The following is an 18,844-nucleotide window of genomic DNA, read 5'->3' on the forward strand; positions in this document are numbered from 1 at the left end:
TCGCAGTTTGTGGCAAATTAAGGATGAGTTCCGTACAATATATACAATTACTGTAGGGAGGTTTACCACATGACAAAAAAACGTCATCTGTTCACATCTGAGTCTGTAACTGAAGGACATCCAGATAAAATTTGTGACCAAATTTCTGATTCAATTTTAGATGCGATCTTATCAAAAGACGCAAATGCACGTGTAGCTTGTGAAACAACTGTAACAACTGGTTTAGTATTGGTAGCGGGGGAAATTACGACTTCTACTTACGTAGATATTCCGAAAATCGTTCGTGAAACAATTCAAGGCATTGGTTACACACGCGCAAAATACGGATTCGATGCAGAAACTTGTGCTGTTTTAACATCTATCGATGAGCAGTCTGCTGACATCGCTATGGGTGTTGACCAAGCGCTAGAAGCACGCGAAGGTCAAATGACTGACGCTGAGATTGAGGCGATTGGTGCAGGAGACCAAGGTTTAATGTTTGGTTTTGCATGTAATGAAACACAAGAATTAATGCCACTTCCAATCTCGCTTGCTCACAAATTAGCTCGCCGTTTAACTGAAGTACGTAAAGATGATACATTATCATACTTACGTCCGGATGGAAAAACGCAAGTTACAGTTGAGTATGATGAAAATGGTAAACCAGTACGTGTTGATACTATCGTAATTTCTACACAACATCACCCAGATGTTACATGGGAAGAAATCGATCGCGATTTAAAAGAGCACGTAATTAAAGCTGTAGTACCAGCAGAATTAATGGATGGAGAAACGAAATTCTTCATTAATCCAACTGGCCGCTTCGTAATTGGTGGACCACAAGGTGATGCTGGTTTAACAGGACGTAAAATCATCGTTGATACTTACGGTGGATACGCTCGCCACGGTGGCGGTGCATTCTCTGGTAAAGATGCAACGAAAGTTGACCGTTCTGCAGCATATGCAGCTCGTTATGTTGCGAAAAACATCGTAGCAGCTGGTCTTGCTGAAAAAGCAGAAGTACAACTTGCATACGCAATCGGTGTAGCACAACCAGTATCAATTTCAGTTGATACATTCGGCACTGGTAAAGTATCTGAAGACGTACTAGTAGAACTAGTTCGTAACAACTTCGATCTTCGCCCGGCTGGTATTATTAAAATGTTAGACTTACGTCGCCCAATTTACAAACAAACAGCAGCTTACGGCCACTTCGGACGTACTGATGTAGATCTATCATGGGAACGTACAGACAAAGCTGCAGCTTTAAAAGAGCAAGCTGGTCTATAATATATGAAAAAAAGCTTTGCGCGGTGAGCGCAAAGCTTTTTTTATTTATAATTACGTTGGAATAAAGCGAAGAGTTCAATGTCATGCCAAGTGCCGTTGCGGAATATAGCTTCTTTACAAGTTCCTTCATGTTGAAAACCAAGTGATTTATATAATTTAACTGCTCTATCGTTAAAAGAAAATACTCGTAAAGAAAGGCGATGTAAATTTAATTCTAAAAATGCATAATCCAATAATAGGGTTAAAGCTTCCTGCCCATAACCTTGTCCCCAGTAATCCTTTTTACCAATATCAATAATGCATTCAGCGTTTCGATTATACGAATCAATATGAATTAAAGAAGTAATACCAATTGGAAGATGCGTAGCTTTTTCTTCAATGATATAGCTCTTAGAGTTCGAAGAATGAATAAATTGCTGGCAAAGTTTTTCTGTGTCTTGAAAGGAATATTTATCAAGAGTAAGTGTAGTTGAACTCATAACGTCTATATCATTATGCCATTTATAATATGTTAGAATATCATCTTCGGAAAACTTTCGTAACTGGATACGGTTGGACTCAAACAATGTAAACACCCCTTTTGTATTTACTGGTTTTTATTCATTATCTCAACACACGAACTACAATAAATTTGTCCTTCTAATTCAATATACTTTTTCATATTCGTCATGCCATTCGCCGGAAAGGGCATATGAATCCACGCTTTTTCATACGTTTGTATTTCTGTTTTACATGATTTACAAAAGATTGATTTCTTTCTGAACATATGTAATCAACCTTTCATTTGACGTGCTTTACTTGCGCAAAAGGCACTACTTAGTAAAAATAGTGTCGCAAATATAATGCTTACTAATGTAGCGTATGGAATTGCGCCTTTTAAGGAAAAGCCGACAGTGATTGAAGCGATGAATAAGAGGATAAATGTTGTTGTTAATTTTTTATAAAGTTCCATACTATGTAGACCTCCAATTTATTTTTTAGTACAAGTTTTAAAATTGAATTCTATTATGTAGAAAATATAAAGAGTAGCTAAAGATGTGTAGTCTAGGAGTATAAGAAAGTACACTTTCCTTTTTGTGGGTTAGTATACTTATATTGTATCATGCCGCATGAGTGGCTTCATACATAATTGTGTAAAGGTATGTATGATAAAATGAAGAAAAGTCTTTAAGAAAGGAAAGATAAAAAATGAGTGTAACTGAACATAAAAAGCAAGCTCCAAAAGAAGTGCGTTGCAAGATTGTTACGATTTCCGATACACGTACGGAAGAAACAGATAAGAGCGGACAACTATTACATGAATTGTTAAAAGAAGCGGGACATAAAGTAACTTCTTATGAAATTGTAAAAGATGATAAAGAAAGTATTCAGCAAGCGGTGTTAGCTGGTTATCATAAGGAAGATGTAGATGTTGTATTAACAAACGGCGGTACTGGTATTACGAAACGTGATGTCACAATTGAAGCAGTATCAGCGTTATTAGATAAAGAAATTGTTGGATTTGGTGAGCTGTTCCGTATGATTAGTTATTTAGAAGATATCGGAAGCAGCGCAATGTTAAGTAGAGCGATTGGTGGTACAATTGGGCGCAAAGTAGTCTTCTCGATGCCAGGGTCTAGCGGAGCGGTTCGACTTGCGATGAATAAATTAATTTTACCGGAATTAGGCCATATTACATTTGAGCTGCATCGCCAATGAGTAAGTGTGCTGGAATTGTATTAGCGGGCGGTATGTCGAGTAGATTTGGTGAGCCGAAAGCGTTAGCAATTTGGAAGGGAACTACTTTTGTTGAGCATATTGTGAAAGTGATGGGAACTACTTTGCAAGACATTGTAGTAATTAGCCATACTGATATAAAAGAGCGAGTAGAGCAATTCGTACAAGTTCCTGTTATAGAAGATATCCCGCACTATAAAGGAAATGGACCGCTTGCGGGCATTGTATCAGGTATGGAATACATAGAAGCAGATTGGTACGCTATTATGCCTTGCGATGCACCAAACGTTTCGCATCAATGGTTTGCCATTTTACTAGAGCAAACGAGCAATGAATATGATGCGGTTGTACCTATTATTAATGGAAGAAAACAACCGCTACTTGCGGCGTATCATAACCGCGTGAAAGAAAAGATTTATGCTTTACTTCAGGAAGAAAAAAGAAGTATGGGCCAGCTTTTATCACTATGTAATGTGAAGTATGTTTCTGGAGAAGATGTACAGGCGAATGCGGATTGGTTTATAAATGTAAATACGAAAGAAGAATATGTGCAGGCTCAAAAAGACCTTTCAAATGAATGAAAGGTTTTTTGATATACAGAATTGGGGAACAATTGCTGTATAAAGGTATGTGAGTAAGTTGATTTTAAGGGGAATTCTTAAAATCATTATACAGTTTAAAATACTGTATAACCATATATTAATTTTTATGGGTTTTTATTACAAGTCTGTTTAGTTATGTTTATTTTTGATATAATTAATATAGAAATAAAACAATGTTTAACCTTATGTATCATTTATTAAACTAAAATTTATGACTATGTAATAAACTCCCTTCGTTTTTTTGAAGGGAGTTTTTCTATTTAAGCAAGCAACTCTGATGCGTTATGCTGCAGGACTTCTTCATATTGGTTAAGCAAACCGTGAAAGATCTCATCCCAGCTCTTTGATTTCGCAAAAGATGAAGCTGCTATTCCCATCTGCTCAAGTTTTTCTTCATTTTGTAATAAAAAATAAATGGATGATAGAAATGCATCTTCATTTTTAGGCGGACAAAGAACTCCCGTTTTTCCATCTGTAATAATATTTTTAACCCCGCCACTATTTGCACCAATTACAGGTGTACCGCATGCGAGTGATTCAAGTACGACATTTCCGAATGTTTCAGTAGCTGATGGAAACACCATTATGTTAGAACAAGCATATGCTTCAGCTAAATCTGTACTTTGTAAATAGCCAGTAAAAGTGATATTTGTTTTCGGAACAGCTTCACGTAAACTTGTTGCTAGAGGACCGTCTCCTGAAATGAGCCAATGAATATCGTTTCGAGTATGTGCTGTTTTAACGATAAGGTGTTGCAGCGTATCAATATCTTTTTCAGGAGCAATTCGTCCAACATAGGAAAGGACATACTTCGCTGTAATATTATATTTTTTTCGGAATAGGTCTGTATTGTAAGCAGGATGAAAGAGTGTGCAATCTACACCACGTCCCCATATAGAGAGGGTCTGAAAGCCTTTGTTTTTTAATTGATGTAATGTTTCAAAGGAAGGTACAAAATTTTTTTGCATATGACTATGAAACCATTTTAAATAGTTCCACAGCATATTGGAGAGGAATTCGATTTTGTAATAACGTAAATAGGCATCGAAATCAGTATGATAAGAACCGACAACTGGGATGTTTAACTTTTTTGCATAATACAATCCACAAAGTCCCATGTTGAAAGGTGTGGCAATGTGAATAATGTCAGGTTTAAAGGAAAGTAGTTCTCGTTTAATGCGCGGAGTAGGAAAAGAAAAACGACATTCTGGATATAATATTGTTAACGGGATACTTCTCATCTTATTCACATTCGCTACAAAATTATCTTCAGCTGTATGCTGAGGAGCGAAAACAGAATAGGCGATCTGTTCTTTCTGAAAATATTGTGTTAATCGCTCTAACGTTTTCGCAACCCCGTTAACTTGTGGCGTAAAAGTATCGGTAAAAATGGCGACTCTCATCATATCACTCCTTTATGTGAAAAGTGGGATGAATTGATAAAAAGAGATGATGCCAGAGCAAGTGCCAAGGCACATACCGACGAATACATCTGACGGATAGTGAAGTCCTAAATAAATACGTGAAATACCGACGCATAATGCTAACGGTAATAGGAAAGCAAGTAAGCTTGGATTATAGCAAATAAATGGAATGAAGACAGAGAAAACGGCTGTTGTATGACCAGACGGGAAAGAGTGGTCTTTTAATGGATGGACTGGATATTTTGCATCCTGAATTGTTAAATAAGGACGTTTTCGCGGATACCACCTTTTTAATATTTGCACAGGAATATGGCTAATTGCTAACGAAATAGCAGTTGCAATTGCAGCTTGATGCAAAGTTCCCTTTGCGAAAATTAAAAAGAACAGTGTGAGTGCGATGGAGAAAGTCGCGCCACCGATATGAGTAATATTGCTGAAAAAGATATTTAATGTTTTTTGATCAAAGTAGCGGTTAATTCCTCTGAAAATGTAACATTCTATTTTATATAATCCACTGACCTTCATAAAAATTCTCCTCCCTCATCTACATATATATGGAGATATTAGCTTTTATTTTAATAAGATTTTGTTGAGGGAGTAATAATGTTTTGTAAAGAAAAAGTTAGATTTTATATAAAAAAAGCTGCCAATCTTATGGCAGCGGAAATTTACTTCTGTAATGATTTATAATATTGACCTTTTTCAACGTATTGCGTGCGAATACGCTCCATATCTTTACGGTCTTCTTCTGTTAATTCACGAATGACTTTCGCGGGACGACCGAAAGCTAACGTGTTCGGCGGAATTTTCTTTCCTTGTGAAACGAGGCTTCCAGCGCCGATAAAAGCTCCTTCGCCAATTTCAGCACCATCTAATATAATAGATCCCATTCCAATTAAAGCATCTTTCTTAATATGGCAACTATGTAAAATGACTTGATGCCCAATTGTTACGTCGTTTTCTAAAATAAGAGGATACTGCGGGCTTTGGTGAAGTGTACATTGGTCCTGTACATTTACTCGGTCTCCAATGATTGTCGGTGACACATCACCACGGATGACTGTATTAAACCAAATACTTGATTCCTCGCCAACGGAAACATCGCCTGTAATCGTAACATAGTCAGCGATAAAAGCACTACTCGCAATTTTCGGTTTTTTTTCTTTGTAAGGATATATCATGTAAAGTCTTCCTTTCCTAGAGACTAGTTTTAGTGTATCAAATTATGAGAAAGAGTGAAATGGAGGAGAGCCGTATGTGGAATTATGAAGCGGAGGAAGCAAAAGCTGTCATTGTTATTGTGCACGGCGCAATGGAATATCACGGACGTTACGAAGCAGTTGCGGAAATGTGGAATCATATCGGCTACCACGTCGTGATGGGGGATCTTCCGTCACATGGAACGACTTCAAGAAATAGAGGACATATTGATTCATTTGATGAATACATAGAGGAAGTTAAATTATGGGTGAAAGAAGCAAGAAAGTATAGGTTACCTATTTTTCTATTCGGTCATAGTATGGGTGGTCTTATTGTCATTCGTATGATGCAAGAAACGAAGAGAGAAGATGTAGAAGGTGTTATTTTGAGTTCGCCTTGTTTAGGGGTAGTGACTGGACCCTCTGCTCCGCTTCAATTTGCTTCAAAAATATTAAATGTTGTGGCTCCAAAATTGCAATTTGCAACGAATCTTACGGTGGAAATGTCAACACGTAACCATGAAGTAAGAGATGCAATGGAGAATGATTCTTTGTTCTTGCGCAAAGTATCAGTACGTTGGTATAGTGAATTGATCAAGTCTATCGAAATTGCTCATAAAAAAATAGATGATTTTCCAGATGTTCCGCTCTTGCTAATGCAAGCTTGTGAGGATAAACTTGTAGATAAAACACGTGTCCGCACTTGGTTTGATAATGTTAAAATAAGTGATAAGGCTTTTAAAGAATGGCCGAATTGTTATCACGAGCTATTAAATGAGTATGAGCGTGATGAAATTTTGAGTTATATTCAGTCATTTACTGAAATGCATGTCAATAATATAGTAAAAACAAACAAATAAATCATTATTTGTACATTTAATAGAGGAGATGAAGGAAGAAGTGAACGTACCGAGTAATCCCATAACGCTCATGGCGAAAGTATACCGTGATGTGTTTCCGGTTGTACACCATGAGCTAGCGATGTGGAAAGAGCGTGCCTACCATATTCCGAATGATGAGCTTCATAGTCAGGCAATCGCAAGTATTGAGCATAAAACGTTTCATTGCGAGGGCGGTGGCATTTTAGCTCTGCTAGCAAATGAACACCGAGAAGAATGTATTCGTTTTATCGTAGCGTATCAAACGATCAGCGACTATTTAGATAATTTATGTGATCGCAGTACATCACTTGATCCAAATGATTTTGCCGCACTGCATGAATCGATGTTAATGGCATTATCACCTGAAGTAGAAGGCGGCGGTAATTATTATCGTTATCGTGATGATCAAGATGATGGTGGTTATTTAGATGAACTTGTTGAAACATGCCAAGATGTTTTAAAGAAAACGAAGCACTATGACAAAATTGCTCCTGTTCTTCATGAACTTGCTTGTTATTATTGTGATTTACAAATTCATAAACATGTAAAATTAGAAGAAAGAGAACCACGATTACAAAAGTGGTTTGAAGCGCATAAAGAAAACTTACCAGAGATGAGTTGGTTTGAATTTTCAGCATGTGCCGGTTCTACACTTGGAATCTTCTGTCTTGTCGCATATGCCTTTCATGATGAATTACATGATGAAGATATTGCGAAAATTAGACAAGGATACTTCCCTTACGTACAAGGGCTTCATATCTTACTTGATTATTTCATTGATCAAGAAGAAGACCGTATAGGCGGAGATTTGAATTTCTGTAGTTATTACGAAAACGAGCAAGCAATATTAGATCGGATGAAACATTTTGTAGAAGAAGCGGAGAAGAGTATTGGTGATTTGCCTCATGCGAAGTTTCATCGCCTTATAAGCCGAGGGTTACTTGGTATTTATTTATCAGATCAAAAAGTATCAGCACAAAAGAATATGCACAAAATGGCACGGCGCATTGTAAAGTACGGAGGCCTCACTTCACGATTCTTCTATTGGAACGGGAAGATGTACCGAAAGAAAACAGCGCAGTGATGAAGAAAACCACTCATGTAGAGTGGTTTTCTTTTCATTATGATTGTATTTTTGAAAATACATATATAAGAAGTTCAATCGCAAAAATCACTAATACAGATAATCCAAATAAAGGCATGACAGCGCCCAGTATAACCATCATGATAAAGAAAACGAATATACTGTTCTTATCTCTTTGTTTTGGAGGTGCTGCTAATTTTCCTTTCGGCTTTCTTGCTAACCACATTTTTACCCCGTAATAAATAAGAAGTAGTAGAGATAATGTCGTTAGTAAGCATAATATTTTATTTGGCCATCCAAATAAATGTCCTTCATGAAGCGGGATGCCGTAAGTGAACCATTGTGCAAGTAATCCATAATCACGATAGTCCGTTTTGGAAATAAGCTTTCCGCTATATTGGTCAAAGTAAGCTGTTATCTCTTCATTTGGTGCAACATGCATACCTGTAATACCAGAACCGCTCGATTTCGAAACAGTGAATACACCTTTCGGATCAGCTGGTAGTGAGATAACGTATGGCTTCTTTATTTCAATTCCTTTTTGTAATTCATCGACAGAAATTGTTTTTGGCTTACTCGAATTCGATTCAGGAGGAGCTTCTTTTCTTGTTGCCCATGGCAATTCTTTTACCTTTGATTCAGGCGGTGCCATATACAACTTTGGATATCCAATCGATTCATTCGACGATGCGATCTTATAAATTTGGTTACCCATAAATCCTGACCATGGCAATCCAGATGCGACTAACAAAACGAGTGGAATTGTAAATATAATACCGATAATAGAATGACGTCTTTTTGCTTTTTCTCGCTTATTGGATGATGGTGTGTTTTTGAATTGGCGTATACTCATGTACAATCCGGTTACGATTAAAAAGATTGTCCAGCATGCCGCGAGTTCTACAGTATAGTTGACGACAGTGCCACCGATTAAAAGAGAACTATGTAATTCCCTCATTATATTCGCAAACGTTTCACTTGCGTTTTGATCTCCGACAATTTGATTATTGCTATCTAAATATACATACTTTTGTTGCCCCGTATATTCATTTGCAATCGTAAGCCTCGTATTATAATCCCCATTAAACTCACTAATTTTCGCCACACTATAATGTGGATATTTTTTCTCGGTTAAGGAAATAGAATCAGACATCGAAATAGATTCTGTTTGGGCGCTCTTCCCAAAATATAAATCTTTATAGATGAAATCTTCAACCTCTTCCCGAAATAAATACCCAATTCCGCTCAGTGACAACGTAATAAGAAGCGGTGTAATAAAAAGTCCAGCATAAAAATGCCAACGCCAAAAAATGTAATGAAGCGAACGATTTACTTTCATACTTTCAGTTCCCCTAACCTTCCCTATATGAATAACTACGTATTTAATATAGCGAGATTAAGTGTGATTACTTTGAAAGAATTGTGAAGAAAGTTAAAAGTTTTGGGGATTTTTATCAGCAAGACATACAATACGTAATGCAAAACTTAGTTGAATGAATTAGCTCTTCATTTCCTTTTTGTAGCCTGATTTGAAGTGCCTTTTGAAAATAAGATAAGGCAGTATGGAAGTCACCTGCATCTAATTTACTTTTTCCGTAATTAATGATGCTATAGTATTAAATCAATTTTTAAATTTATTTAATTACTCAAATCCTGAATCTAAAATATTTAATTGTTCAGCTGTTATTCACTCCTTTCTTATATGTAACAAGATATTCAGTTCTTGCTCTAATTTAGCAATTGACTTACTTTTGGTGTAAGCTTCATTTCTTTCCTCTAAAAGAAGCAGCTCATGTTCCGCAGCAGTGTGTTCCTCTATGATGCCAACGCATTTTGCAGTTAACCTTTTCTCTACTTCATCTACTAAAAAGGAAATATTTATAATCAAAATCAAATAAAAAGAATATTCTGTCTATTATTGAGAAAAATATATTTAACTATAATCACCTTTGGTAATATGTTACAAATATATACAGGTGTTTCAAAATTTGAAATATACTAACAATTAAAGGCGAGGTAATTTTATGGGGAAAACTCAATTGAATTTTAAAAAGGCAGGAATTATTACATTAACATCAGCTATGTTATTTGGCGGACTTTTGCCAACTATTTCTCATGCTGAAGAAAGTAACATAGCAAAACTTCAAACATTCTCTTTATCTAACATGCCAGAAAAGGCAAAAAACATTGACTTAAATGAATTAAAAGAAACGGGGGAAGAATATTTAAGTGAAGAAGAGGTAAGGTCAATCGATCCATATCAATTAAATTTGATATTTAAAGAATTAAAAGATGAGATAAAGAATGGGAAATATACTCATGCTGAATTGAATCAAATTGCTAGTGACAAGATAAAAAATAGCACAGCAAAATCCCCTAGTTTATATGGTTACGATATACCAGGAATGCCTGATTTAACAGAAGCGGAAATTTCGTTAGCAAAGAGGCATCCTATTGAATTCGTAACTTATGGAGGATGTTCAATTGATGCTCTTAATGAAGCGAAGAAATATTATGGTGGTGATCAACTTACTAAGGGAAATGGTGATGCGTTTAGACATGCTTATTGGAATGCGATTTTAGTTCCGAACATGGGTGGTTCTAGTGGTGCTGTATATGGCGAAGAAAGAGCAAAAGCTTGGACTGATGCTCATGAACAATATTCTGTTGGTATTGATAAAGAAATGGATCTTCATAACAATTGGTTTGGAAGATCTGTAGCAATGAATAATTATTATTGGACTACGTCAAAATATAGCAGTTACATGAGAGAAAGAGTGAGTAAAGGTTCTTTAGCACGAATAGTTAATAATCAATTAGTGGCGACAAATGGTGTTACTGGTAAGTAATGCACAGAATGAATGTGAGAAGAAGTAAGTATCCTATAGTATTGTCTTTATATTTTACTTAGTGATATTCTTTAAATTAACACCTTGAAAATACATATTTGCATAAAAAAGGAGACAAAGATTTTGAAAAAGAATTTAATACTGATTTTTTGTCTAGCTATTTTATTCATATTGTCTGCTTGTCAAAAAGAATACAAAGGAAAATATGTGAAATGGGGCGACACTGTAGAAACTGTTGACACAGAAAGATTTGAAAGAAACAATATTCCATATAAAGTAGAGGGCAATAAGGTGTATGTTCCAGAAGATGCATTTGATGATGCTATAGTATGTTGTTCTTAGGAAGTTGCGTTCCATGAATAGGTAGCAGTAAAACTCCAACATGGTGCTATGTTGGAGTTTACTAAATTTGAGAGGGTGAAGCAATTGCGAGGTTACTCATTCAACAAGCAGGATGTACAAATAAAAACAGAACCGCTTGTGGATCAATAGTTTAGAAGTAGAGGATATTAAAAAAGGTTTTCAGAATTTAAAGCCTGGTTCAGATTATGAGCGCATGTTCGCTGAAGTGCAAGTACATCAAATTAGCGATTGGATTATTGGAATGAATGTTAGTAAGTTATATACACTGACGTAAGAAAGGCATTCAAGGTGTTTATACGAGTATAAACACCTGCGTTATGTTTGATAAACAAGCGACAGCAGGAAATTAAAAACTTTAAACCAACGCCTTTCTTTGAATTGGAAGCGCAATTTACTTTTGAAAACGGTGTATACAAAGGATGTTATAAAGAGAGATTTACAACTAAAGGTGAATTAATGAACTTACTGCAGCAACATAATCTTTCTGAAAACAATAGCCAGCAAGATATATTCATTTGGACCCCCTTATATTTTCTACATACATCCTAACAACCGCTTTCGCAAGACATTGAGAAGAAGCAACAAAATCCTCACTAGCCACAACATTCAAATCAGTACATGCGATAATTACCGTATCAACTTCCTCTCTCAATTGTAAAACGAGCGCATTCCACAATTCGCGAGCTTCTTCAATCTCTCCAGATTTAATGCAAGTAATAATTTGATTAATGCTTTCCTGCCATTTTTCATGATGAATGTATTCTATATTACGCTTTGTAATCCCATCTTGGTAAATCCTAGATTGAACAGTTGCTTCTGTTGCGAGAAGAGCGACTCTTTTTATATTTTCAGGAATTGCTTGTAACGTTTCATCGACTATATTTAAAATCGGGATAGAAAGAGAACGCTGTAATTCTTCAAAATAAAGATGCGCCGTATTGCACGGCATAGCGATAAAGCTTGCGCCAGTACTTTCAAGTTTTTGTGCTCCTTCAATAATCGCTTTTTTCATCGCTTCGTGATCAATAGGGCGATCCATGTAAAACGGTGTTGGGCATGAATAAATCATCATATGAGGAAAGTCCATATCATGCTTTGCTCCGTATATTGTTTGACACCCTGCTACAACTGTATCGACGAATGGTCCAGTTGATTTTGGCCCCATTCCTGCTAGTATTCCGATCATTGTGTCGTCTCCTTTAATATGTAATTAAAAACGTTTTTTGCGAACGATAAAAAGAAATAAGGTAAATAATAAAAATGAATATACGATAGCCCAAGCTGTGAGCCATAGTGTGTGAGTCAGTATATTATATTTGTATTGGCCAAGCATTAGAAAGCTTTCGACAGGTGGTAAAAACCATAATAACTCTTTTTTAAACCGGATAGATGCGATCGTTATAAGCAATATAAAGGTAAGGCTAAGCCAAGCAGTGCCTGTTTTTTGAATCATATTTCTAGTAAATAATGTTGCGATTGAAATTCCTAGTATAGAGAAAGACATATGAGAGAGAAATCCGACTAGAAATAAAGAAACTGTCATTTTTTCATTAAACATTTGCAAAATAATTGGATAGATTACGGATATAAAAGATAATACAGTACAAATGAGAAGAGCTGTAATATATTTACCAACATATAATGCGGAAATATTATTTGTGTGAGAAATAGTAATTTGTTCTTGTACAGGGTCTTCAGTATGAAAAATTGTGACCGTAATCCAGGCAGATAATAAATAAAGCGCGAGAGCTGTTTCTAAATATGTCGGTACAATAGGAGTCGGTTTATATGTATATACAAAAAGTAAGCTCACAAAGTACATCGCAATAGGAGGGACATACTTATACGATTTTGTATAGTCGAGAAAATGGTAACGAATAAGCGCAAACATAATAAACCTTCTTTCGATTTAAAAGTTAGGTTGTAGCAGTGTGATAGATGCTTTTTTATGTAATAAAAACTGAAGTATTTCGTTTGTATATTCTTTTTCGATTTGTAATTGAATAAGATTTTGATTTGCATTGTGTGCAACGTGTATAAAACCGGATTGCTTTTGTAGTTCTATTGCTGAAAATGTGTCGTGAACGATTGCCTCAATATAGACCTGTTCCGCTGCTTTTTGTGCAGAGGTATTTTCTGCAATTGTATGATTTGCTAACGTCACAATTCTATCGGCGAAGTTTTCTAATAGTTGTTTTTCGTGACATGTGAAGAGTATAGATATACCTTGTTGTTTTAATGAGAGTAAAATATGTTCTAATTCTTGCTGAGAGTTAGGATCGAGCCCAGAAAGCGGTTCATCTAAAATTAATAAATGGACGTCCGTAAGTAATGCTTGCATAATACCTGTTTTTTGTTTCATACCTTTTGAAAAGTTTCGTACAACGGAATGTCTTGCATGATGTAAGTGAAAAGTCTCAAGGAGCATCGGAATTTTATTTCTTAAATATGTTGTTGATAAGCCGTGAATGCAGCCGAGATGAAATAAATAATCCGCTAATGTAAAACGAATTCCTTCAGGAAAATGTTCAGGTACATAACCAATTTGTATATGTTCTTTTCTTTTGAGTGTCCCTGCCGTAGGTGAAATAAATCCTGCAATTATTTTGAGCAGAGTACTTTTTCCAGTCCCGTTCCCGCCGATAATAGCGAGCGCTTCTCCTTCTGGAATGGATAAATCAATGTTGTCTAGTATAAGTGATTTGCTATACTTCTTTTGAATTCCCCTTAGTTCTACTAGCAAAGTTCTATCCTTCTTTCTTTAAATAGTGTATATATCCATTATATAGGAGAATAACAAAAAGACGTGCAATGAGTGCACGTCTTTTTTTGTTATGTTTTGTCGAATCGTCGATATATCCGAGAAATCGTTGATATATTGTAAGTTATGATAGATATATCGAAAAAATCGTTTATATATCCCGAGTTACGATAGATATAATTGAAAAATCGTTGATATATTACCCCGCATTAACGGGCAGTAAAACTCCCACCTTAAAATTCGCCTGGAGCAAAGATGTTAGGTGGGAGATAAACTGCCCATAAATGCCCGATCGGTTCAACTAATAATCAGTGGAGATTCCCCCACTGATTAAAGTTTCACTTTATCGTTTCTCAATCGCCACAATAAATGGCGGATTATTTTGCTGGTTAATGAAGCCATATCGCAGTACGTGAGCTTGTTTTTGGTCTAGTTCTTCTGCAAATTTGAGAACAGCGTCGCGTTCTACTTGTCCTTCTGGGTGTCCGTGGTAAATGACGAGGACGATGATACCTTCAGGTGCCATTACTTCTAGTAATTGTTCAATTGCCGAAATTGTTGAGTTTGGTTTTGTAACGATATGCTTGTCACCGCCAGGAAGGTAACCTAAGTTGAAGATAGCGCCTGTTACTTTTCCTTTTGCGTCTTCTGGTAGTACGGATAGAAGTGTATCGTGACTATCGTGAACTAAAACAGTACGTTCAAAAAGTTCTTTTTCTTTTAGACGAGTTGTTGAGCTTTCAATCGCTTCTTTTTGAATATCAAATCCAAATACTTTTCCGCTATCCCCAACAATTTCAGCTAGGAAGCAAGTGTCATGACCATTTCCAAGTGTTGCATCTACAGCGTAGTCGCCTTCTTTAACAGCCGTTTGCAGCAGTGTGCGAGCAAACGGTAATACACGTTCTAATTTCATTGTTGTTTCTCCTCATTTGCATATTTTCCTTGCCAGCTTCCGCGGCGTACAAATTCTGCATCGATGGAATTTAATACTTCCCATTTATTTAAGCTCCACATTGGACCAATCATTAAATCAGGTGGGCCGTCACCTGTGATACGGTGCACAATTACGTCTTCTGGAATAATTTCAAGTTGGTCAACAACAAGACTTACGTAATCCTCAAGAGAAAGGAATTCGAGTTGTCCTTTTTCATATTGCTTCACCATTGGCGTTCCTTTTAATAAGTGAAGTAAGTGGATTTTAATTCCTTGTACGTCAAGTTTCGCTACTTCACGAGCTGTTTCCATCATCATGTCGTAATCTTCAAGTGGAAGACCGTTAATAATATGAGAGCAAACTTTAATGCCGTGCTTACGTAATTTATTTACGCCTTCCACGTAAGACGGATAATCGTGAGCGCGATTAATAAGGTTTGCAGTTCGTTCGTGAACAGTTTGTAAACCGAGTTCAACCCAAAGGTATGTGCGTTTATTTAAGTCCGCTAAATATTCAACAACATCATCTGGTAAACAATCTGGACGAGTTGCGATAGAAAGACCGACAACGTCTTTTTCTGCTAGAAGCGGTTCGAATTTTTCTTTTAACACTTCAAGTGGTGCATGTGTATTTGTGTACGCTTGGAAATAAGCGATACATTTGCCATCTTTCCACTTTGAACGCATTTTTTCTTTCATTTCATGATATTGTGTTATAACATCATCGCGGCGATCACCAGCGAAGTCGCCAGATCCGGCAGCGCTACAAAATGTACAGCCACCGTAAGCAACTGTACCGTCACGGTTTGGACAATCGAAGCCAGCATCTAATGAAACTTTAAAGATTTTTTCACCAAATTCATTTCGTAAATGGTAATTCCATGTATGATAACGTTTATTGTCGTTTGTATATGGAAAAGGGTTTTGAACCTTCATTACTTTCCCTCCTAAGCCGAGTCAAAATGAAACAAAATCCATTATAACATACTCATAAGGTAGAGATGGAAGGGACACACTAAAGGAGAATTGAAGCAAGGAGGGACAATTATGGCAGAGCGTCAATCACTTGAATCGTATATTACACAAGCGGAACAAGCTGTGGAATATGCGAAAGAACAATTAGACCAAGGCATGAGACAAGAGCATTACAATACGATGGAGTATTCAGATGCGCAGTTACAATTAGAACAAGCGTATAACGATTTACAAACGATGCAACAACATGCGAATGATGAGCAACGTGAGCAATTAAATAGAGCACGCATGGCAATTCGCCAACTGCAACATCAAATGATTATTACACCGCACTAAGAAGGAGTGAATGTAATGGCGAAACGTTCAGATCAAAATAACCCAGAGCAAAAAACACAAAATGGACATAACGCTGAGTTTTCGAATGAACTTGATCCCATTGTTCAAGTAAAACAGCGTAATAGTAAAAAAGGACAACCTCAAAAATCAAAACAATCAGAGTAAACCAGGTCGAAATATGACCTGGTTTTATTTTGCTATATGACAATAGTGTAAGATTTCTGTAAGGTTTGCCGATAGTTGTAATTGTCCTTTTCCAGTAGAGTAAGGGAGGATTAAATTTTGGACAAGGAGTTGCTTTATGGGGAACAATATTACAAACAAGCGAATTGATGAGTTAGATTACATTCGTGGCTTCGCATTACTGGGGATTATTTTAGTAAATATTCTAGCGCTACTTAATATTAAAACTCCATATCCTAATACAGTAGATGCTAGCTATCAAAGGTTTTTATACTTATTTGTAGAAGGTCGTTTCTTCTCAATCTTCTCATTCTTATTTGGAGTGGGATTCTATATCTTTATTTCAAGAGCGATTGCGAAAGGGAAGAATGGCTATGTTTTATTTTTACGTCGCTTAGTAGCATTATTTATTTTTGGTTTAATTCATCAAATGTTTCAGCCTGGAGAAGCACTAGCGTTATACGCAATTTGTGGGTTAATCGTTTTGCCGTTTTATAAAGCGAAAAAAGAAGTGAACCTAGCACTAGGACTTATTTTGACAATTGCCTTCAGTGTAATGGGAGTTAAAGAACTATTACCACTTGGCTTAATTTTATTAGGACTTGCTGCAGGACAATATCGTGTATTTGAAAATCTCACGCAAAATATAAAGAAAGTCGCTATTTTTACAGGTATTATGTTTGTTTTAAGTGTCATAGCAGTATGGTATCAATATGGGCACGCTCCTGCTGAACCATTTATAAATGGGATAATGGAAACTGAAGAGGGAACAATGGATGTTGTAAGCCAGTTTCTAAAAATTGGTATTACTGTTGGACCAATTATTTCAGCTTTCTATGTAGGAGCATTAATTTTATTACTTCAGTTAAAACCAGTTCAAACATTATTAGCACCATTGAAATACTACGGTCGTATGGCTTTAACAAATTATATCGGACAAACGGCAATGATTTTAATTGCTGGTAGTGTATTTAACTTTGCAGGAAATTTAACATACATGCAGACGTTATATGTATGTATCGCAATTTATGCAATTCAAATTGTGTTTAGTGTAATTTGGATGAAAATCTTTAAAATGGGTCCATTAGAATGGATTTGGCGTGTTATTACGTACTGGACGGTAACACCTTTAAAGAAATAAAGTGAAACTTTAATCAGTGGGCTGTTCCTTTCGCGGAACAGCCTATTTTTATTGTCATCTTTTGTCGATAAGTCGATATATTTTGGTAATCGCTGATAAAAGTGTAAGAATCGCCGATATATTTGAAAAATCGCTGATAAAAGTGTAAGAACCGCTGATATATTTTAACAATCGCCGATATAATTTCATTTACCGATTTACTATGTCGAAATGCGAACTAGTATGAAAAGCCAAACTTACACGCCCACCTTCTTTATATTACAAAAGTGTAAGGTAATTGTAATGTTAACAAATAGCAGTTCACTTCTAAAAAGCGCAAAATAGGTAATGGAAAAACAAGCGTAGGAGGATATATATGACGAAACCAGTTGTAGACGTGAAAAACGTTCAAAAAGTGTACGGTAAAAAAGGTGAGAACCAATCACACGCGTTAAAAGGTGTTTCATTCTCAATTCAAGAGGGTGAGTTTGTTGGGATTATGGGACCATCTGGTTCTGGTAAAACGACATTATTAAATGTAATTTCAACGCTTGATAAAGCAACGGGCGGCGTTGTTGAAATTGCGGGAACGGATATTACAAAAATGAAACAAGGTGAGCTTTCTGATTTCCGTTCACAAAAGTTAGGATTCATCTTCCAAGATTTTAACTTATTAGAGAACTTATCTATTTATGAAAACATTGCACTTCCACTTTCTCTTCAAGGTGTCGCATCACGTAATATTGGACCGAAAGTAGAAAAAGTAGCGGATATGTTAGGGATTACAGAAATACTTCAAAAGTATCCATCTGAAGTATCTGGTGGACAGAAACAACGTTCAGCAGCAGCGCGTGCTTTAGTGCATGAGCCGGCAATTATTTTAGGGGATGAGCCAACAGGAGCGCTTGATTCTAAAAATGCAACGAGTTTACTTGATGCGATGACAAACTTAAATAAAGATCAAGGCGTATCGATTATGATGGTTACGCATGATCCATATAGTGCAAGTTACTGTCAGCGTATTTTATTCATTCAAGATGGTGAGCTATATAAAGAAATTCATCGCGGTGGTACGCGTGAAGAGTTCTACAAAGAAATTTTAGATGTACTTGCAGATTTAGGTACACAAAAGGCGTAAGAAAGGAG

The 18,844-nt window shown here is 36.2% G+C and carries 23 protein-coding genes and 1 pseudogene; 12 read left to right on the top strand and 12 right to left on the bottom strand.

The genetic code is table 11. The annotated features are described in order from the left end of the window. Window positions 1–69 precede the first annotated feature (69 nt). Complete coding sequence (gene metK / locus AU379_RS00640) at window positions 70–1,269, top strand: methionine adenosyltransferase (protein WP_000163123.1); 1,200 nt, start codon at window positions 70–72, stop codon at window positions 1,267–1,269. 41 nt (window positions 1,270–1,310) lie between these two features. Here metK and AU379_RS00645 read toward each other — a convergent pair whose 3' ends face one another. Genes AU379_RS00645 through AU379_RS00655 form a run of 3 tightly spaced genes read right to left on the bottom strand, consistent with a single transcriptional unit; the run spans window position 1,311 to window position 2,221 of the window. After that, entirely contained in the window at window positions 1,311–1,835 is a 525-nt protein-coding gene (locus AU379_RS00645) for a GNAT family protein (protein ID WP_000464119.1), read from the bottom strand. Between the two features lie 20 nt (window positions 1,836–1,855). Next, entirely contained in the window at window positions 1,856–2,035 is a 180-nt protein-coding gene (locus tag AU379_RS30815) for a hypothetical protein (RefSeq protein ID WP_000488709.1), read from the bottom strand. 6 nt (window positions 2,036–2,041) lie between these two features. Further along, window positions 2,042–2,221, bottom strand: coding sequence for a hypothetical protein (locus AU379_RS00655; protein WP_000424800.1), 180 nt, complete (start codon window positions 2,219–2,221; stop codon window positions 2,042–2,044). Between the two features lie 236 nt (window positions 2,222–2,457). Here AU379_RS00655 and AU379_RS00660 point away from each other — a divergent pair, with 236 nt between their 5' ends. Continuing rightward, window positions 2,458–2,967 carry a molybdenum cofactor biosynthesis protein B gene (locus AU379_RS00660; protein ID WP_000117124.1) on the top strand — a complete coding sequence of 170 codons (510 nt, stop codon included), beginning with the start codon at window positions 2,458–2,460 and terminating at the stop codon, window positions 2,965–2,967. Further along, window positions 2,964–3,566, top strand: a complete 603-nt coding sequence (locus AU379_RS00665) for a molybdenum cofactor guanylyltransferase (RefSeq protein WP_000030834.1) — start codon at window positions 2,964–2,966, stop codon at window positions 3,564–3,566. Before AU379_RS00660 ends, AU379_RS00665 begins: the two co-directional genes overlap by 4 nt. Before the next feature lie 281 nt (window positions 3,567–3,847). Here AU379_RS00665 and AU379_RS00670 read toward each other — a convergent pair whose 3' ends face one another. From AU379_RS00670 to AU379_RS00680, 3 genes are all read right to left on the bottom strand, one after another. After that, entirely contained in the window at window positions 3,848–4,990 is a 1,143-nt protein-coding gene (locus AU379_RS00670; protein WP_001261605.1) for a glycosyltransferase family 1 protein, read from the bottom strand. A 12-nt stretch (window positions 4,991–5,002) separates the two neighbouring features. After that, window positions 5,003–5,536, bottom strand: coding sequence for a phosphatase PAP2 family protein (locus AU379_RS00675; protein WP_000868592.1), 534 nt, complete (start codon window positions 5,534–5,536; stop codon window positions 5,003–5,005). A gap of 143 nt (window positions 5,537–5,679) precedes the next feature. After that, a complete protein-coding gene (locus AU379_RS00680) occupies window positions 5,680–6,192 on the bottom strand; it encodes a gamma carbonic anhydrase family protein (RefSeq protein WP_000640186.1) in 513 nt (170 codons plus the stop codon). A gap of 74 nt (window positions 6,193–6,266) precedes the next feature. Between AU379_RS00680 and AU379_RS00685 the strand changes: the two genes are divergently transcribed. Then, window positions 6,267–7,070 (top strand): alpha/beta hydrolase, encoded by an 804-nt coding sequence (locus AU379_RS00685; protein ID WP_000267425.1) that lies wholly within the window; start codon window positions 6,267–6,269, stop codon window positions 7,068–7,070. A 40-nt stretch (window positions 7,071–7,110) separates the two neighbouring features. After that, complete coding sequence (locus AU379_RS00690; RefSeq protein WP_001102467.1) at window positions 7,111–8,175, top strand: DUF2600 family protein; 1,065 nt, start codon at window positions 7,111–7,113, stop codon at window positions 8,173–8,175. Between the two features lie 37 nt (window positions 8,176–8,212). Here AU379_RS00690 and AU379_RS00695 read toward each other — a convergent pair whose 3' ends face one another. Next, entirely contained in the window at window positions 8,213–9,514 is a 1,302-nt protein-coding gene (locus AU379_RS00695; RefSeq protein ID WP_061138904.1) for a PepSY domain-containing protein, read from the bottom strand. 700 nt (window positions 9,515–10,214) lie between these two features. On the opposite strand from AU379_RS00695, the gene AU379_RS30820 reads away from it, so the two are divergent. The 3 genes and pseudogenes from AU379_RS30820 to AU379_RS28175 form a co-directional block, all read left to right on the top strand. Beyond that, on the top strand, window positions 10,215–11,024 hold the full coding sequence (locus AU379_RS30820; RefSeq protein WP_227596004.1) for a hypothetical protein: 810 nt from the start codon (window positions 10,215–10,217) through the stop codon (window positions 11,022–11,024). A 123-nt stretch (window positions 11,025–11,147) separates the two neighbouring features. Next, a complete protein-coding gene (locus tag AU379_RS00710; RefSeq protein ID WP_000739867.1) occupies window positions 11,148–11,366 on the top strand; it encodes a hypothetical protein in 219 nt (72 codons plus the stop codon). 83 nt (window positions 11,367–11,449) lie between these two features. Next, window positions 11,450–11,897, top strand: a pseudogene (locus AU379_RS28175) (DNA topoisomerase); the annotation flags it as partial. Between the two features lies 1 nt (window position 11,898). Here AU379_RS28175 and AU379_RS00720 read toward each other — a convergent pair. The 5 genes from AU379_RS00720 to AU379_RS00740 all read right to left on the bottom strand — a co-directional run bounded on the left by AU379_RS00720 (window position 11,899) and on the right by AU379_RS00740 (window position 16,020). Continuing rightward, the gene (locus tag AU379_RS00720) at window positions 11,899–12,573 is read right to left on the bottom strand and encodes an amino acid racemase (protein ID WP_000579323.1); all 675 of its coding nucleotides are present in this window, start codon (window positions 12,571–12,573) and stop codon (window positions 11,899–11,901) included. Between the two features lie 24 nt (window positions 12,574–12,597). Next, window positions 12,598–13,278: a hypothetical protein gene (locus tag AU379_RS00725; RefSeq protein WP_000457775.1), complete on the bottom strand. Its 681-nt coding sequence runs from the start codon at window positions 13,276–13,278 to the stop codon at window positions 12,598–12,600. Between the two features lie 18 nt (window positions 13,279–13,296). Beyond that, entirely contained in the window at window positions 13,297–14,130 is an 834-nt protein-coding gene (locus tag AU379_RS00730) for an ABC transporter ATP-binding protein (protein ID WP_061138905.1), read from the bottom strand. A gap of 361 nt (window positions 14,131–14,491) precedes the next feature. Continuing rightward, on the bottom strand, window positions 14,492–15,064 hold the full coding sequence (locus tag AU379_RS00735) for a class I SAM-dependent methyltransferase (protein ID WP_000764497.1): 573 nt from the start codon (window positions 15,062–15,064) through the stop codon (window positions 14,492–14,494). Further along, entirely contained in the window at window positions 15,061–16,020 is a 960-nt protein-coding gene (locus AU379_RS00740; RefSeq protein ID WP_000868030.1) for a TIGR01212 family radical SAM protein, read from the bottom strand. The genes AU379_RS00735 and AU379_RS00740 overlap by 4 nt, the downstream gene beginning before the upstream one ends. A gap of 111 nt (window positions 16,021–16,131) precedes the next feature. On the opposite strand from AU379_RS00740, the gene AU379_RS00745 reads away from it, so the two are divergent. The 4 genes from AU379_RS00745 to AU379_RS00760 all read left to right on the top strand — a co-directional run bounded on the left by AU379_RS00745 (window position 16,132) and on the right by AU379_RS00760 (window position 18,836). Continuing rightward, window positions 16,132–16,395 (top strand): YtzC family protein, encoded by a 264-nt coding sequence (locus tag AU379_RS00745; protein WP_000840869.1) that lies wholly within the window; start codon window positions 16,132–16,134, stop codon window positions 16,393–16,395. Window positions 16,396–16,410: 15 nt separating this feature from the next. Then, the gene (locus tag AU379_RS00750) at window positions 16,411–16,560 is read left to right on the top strand and encodes a hypothetical protein (RefSeq protein ID WP_001129340.1); all 150 of its coding nucleotides are present in this window, start codon (window positions 16,411–16,413) and stop codon (window positions 16,558–16,560) included. Window positions 16,561–16,696: 136 nt separating this feature from the next. Next, window positions 16,697–17,719, top strand: a complete 1,023-nt coding sequence (locus tag AU379_RS00755) for a DUF418 domain-containing protein (RefSeq protein WP_044584922.1) — start codon at window positions 16,697–16,699, stop codon at window positions 17,717–17,719. Window positions 17,720–18,074: 355 nt separating this feature from the next. Beyond that, the gene (locus AU379_RS00760) at window positions 18,075–18,836 is read left to right on the top strand and encodes an ABC transporter ATP-binding protein (protein ID WP_000165837.1); all 762 of its coding nucleotides are present in this window, start codon (window positions 18,075–18,077) and stop codon (window positions 18,834–18,836) included. Window positions 18,837–18,844: the final 8 nt, after the last annotated feature.

The organism is Bacillus sp. JH7 (assembly GCF_001563515.1).
Classification (GTDB): domain Bacteria; phylum Bacillota; class Bacilli; order Bacillales; family Bacillaceae_G; genus Bacillus_A; species Bacillus_A cereus.

Excerpts from the sequence above, each read along its gene's own strand:
- metK (WP_000163123.1), top strand. The coding sequence starts at position 70 with ATGACAAAAAAACGTCATCTGTTCACATCTGAGTCTGTAACTGAAGGA.
- AU379_RS30815 (WP_000488709.1), bottom strand. The coding sequence starts at position 2,035 with ATGTTCAGAAAGAAATCAATCTTTTGTAAATCATGTAAAACAGAAATA.
- AU379_RS00655 (WP_000424800.1), bottom strand. The coding sequence starts at position 2,221 with ATGGAACTTTATAAAAAATTAACAACAACATTTATCCTCTTATTCATC.
- AU379_RS00660 (WP_000117124.1), top strand. The coding sequence starts at position 2,458 with ATGAGTGTAACTGAACATAAAAAGCAAGCTCCAAAAGAAGTGCGTTGC.
- AU379_RS00665 (WP_000030834.1), top strand. The coding sequence starts at position 2,964 with ATGAGTAAGTGTGCTGGAATTGTATTAGCGGGCGGTATGTCGAGTAGA.
- AU379_RS00670 (WP_001261605.1), bottom strand. The coding sequence starts at position 4,990 with ATGAGAGTCGCCATTTTTACCGATACTTTTACGCCACAAGTTAACGGG.
- AU379_RS00675 (WP_000868592.1), bottom strand. The coding sequence starts at position 5,536 with ATGAAGGTCAGTGGATTATATAAAATAGAATGTTACATTTTCAGAGGA.
- AU379_RS00680 (WP_000640186.1), bottom strand. The coding sequence starts at position 6,192 with ATGATATATCCTTACAAAGAAAAAAAACCGAAAATTGCGAGTAGTGCT.
- AU379_RS00685 (WP_000267425.1), top strand. The coding sequence starts at position 6,267 with ATGTGGAATTATGAAGCGGAGGAAGCAAAAGCTGTCATTGTTATTGTG.
- AU379_RS00695 (WP_061138904.1), bottom strand. The coding sequence starts at position 9,514 with ATGAAAGTAAATCGTTCGCTTCATTACATTTTTTGGCGTTGGCATTTT.
- AU379_RS00720 (WP_000579323.1), bottom strand. The coding sequence starts at position 12,573 with ATGATCGGAATACTAGCAGGAATGGGGCCAAAATCAACTGGACCATTC.
- AU379_RS00725 (WP_000457775.1), bottom strand. The coding sequence starts at position 13,278 with ATGTTTGCGCTTATTCGTTACCATTTTCTCGACTATACAAAATCGTAT.
- AU379_RS00735 (WP_000764497.1), bottom strand. The coding sequence starts at position 15,064 with ATGAAATTAGAACGTGTATTACCGTTTGCTCGCACACTGCTGCAAACG.
- AU379_RS00740 (WP_000868030.1), bottom strand. The coding sequence starts at position 16,020 with ATGAAGGTTCAAAACCCTTTTCCATATACAAACGACAATAAACGTTAT.
- AU379_RS00745 (WP_000840869.1), top strand. The coding sequence starts at position 16,132 with ATGGCAGAGCGTCAATCACTTGAATCGTATATTACACAAGCGGAACAA.
- AU379_RS00750 (WP_001129340.1), top strand. The coding sequence starts at position 16,411 with ATGGCGAAACGTTCAGATCAAAATAACCCAGAGCAAAAAACACAAAAT.
- AU379_RS00755 (WP_044584922.1), top strand. The coding sequence starts at position 16,697 with ATGGGGAACAATATTACAAACAAGCGAATTGATGAGTTAGATTACATT.
- AU379_RS00760 (WP_000165837.1), top strand. The coding sequence starts at position 18,075 with ATGACGAAACCAGTTGTAGACGTGAAAAACGTTCAAAAAGTGTACGGT.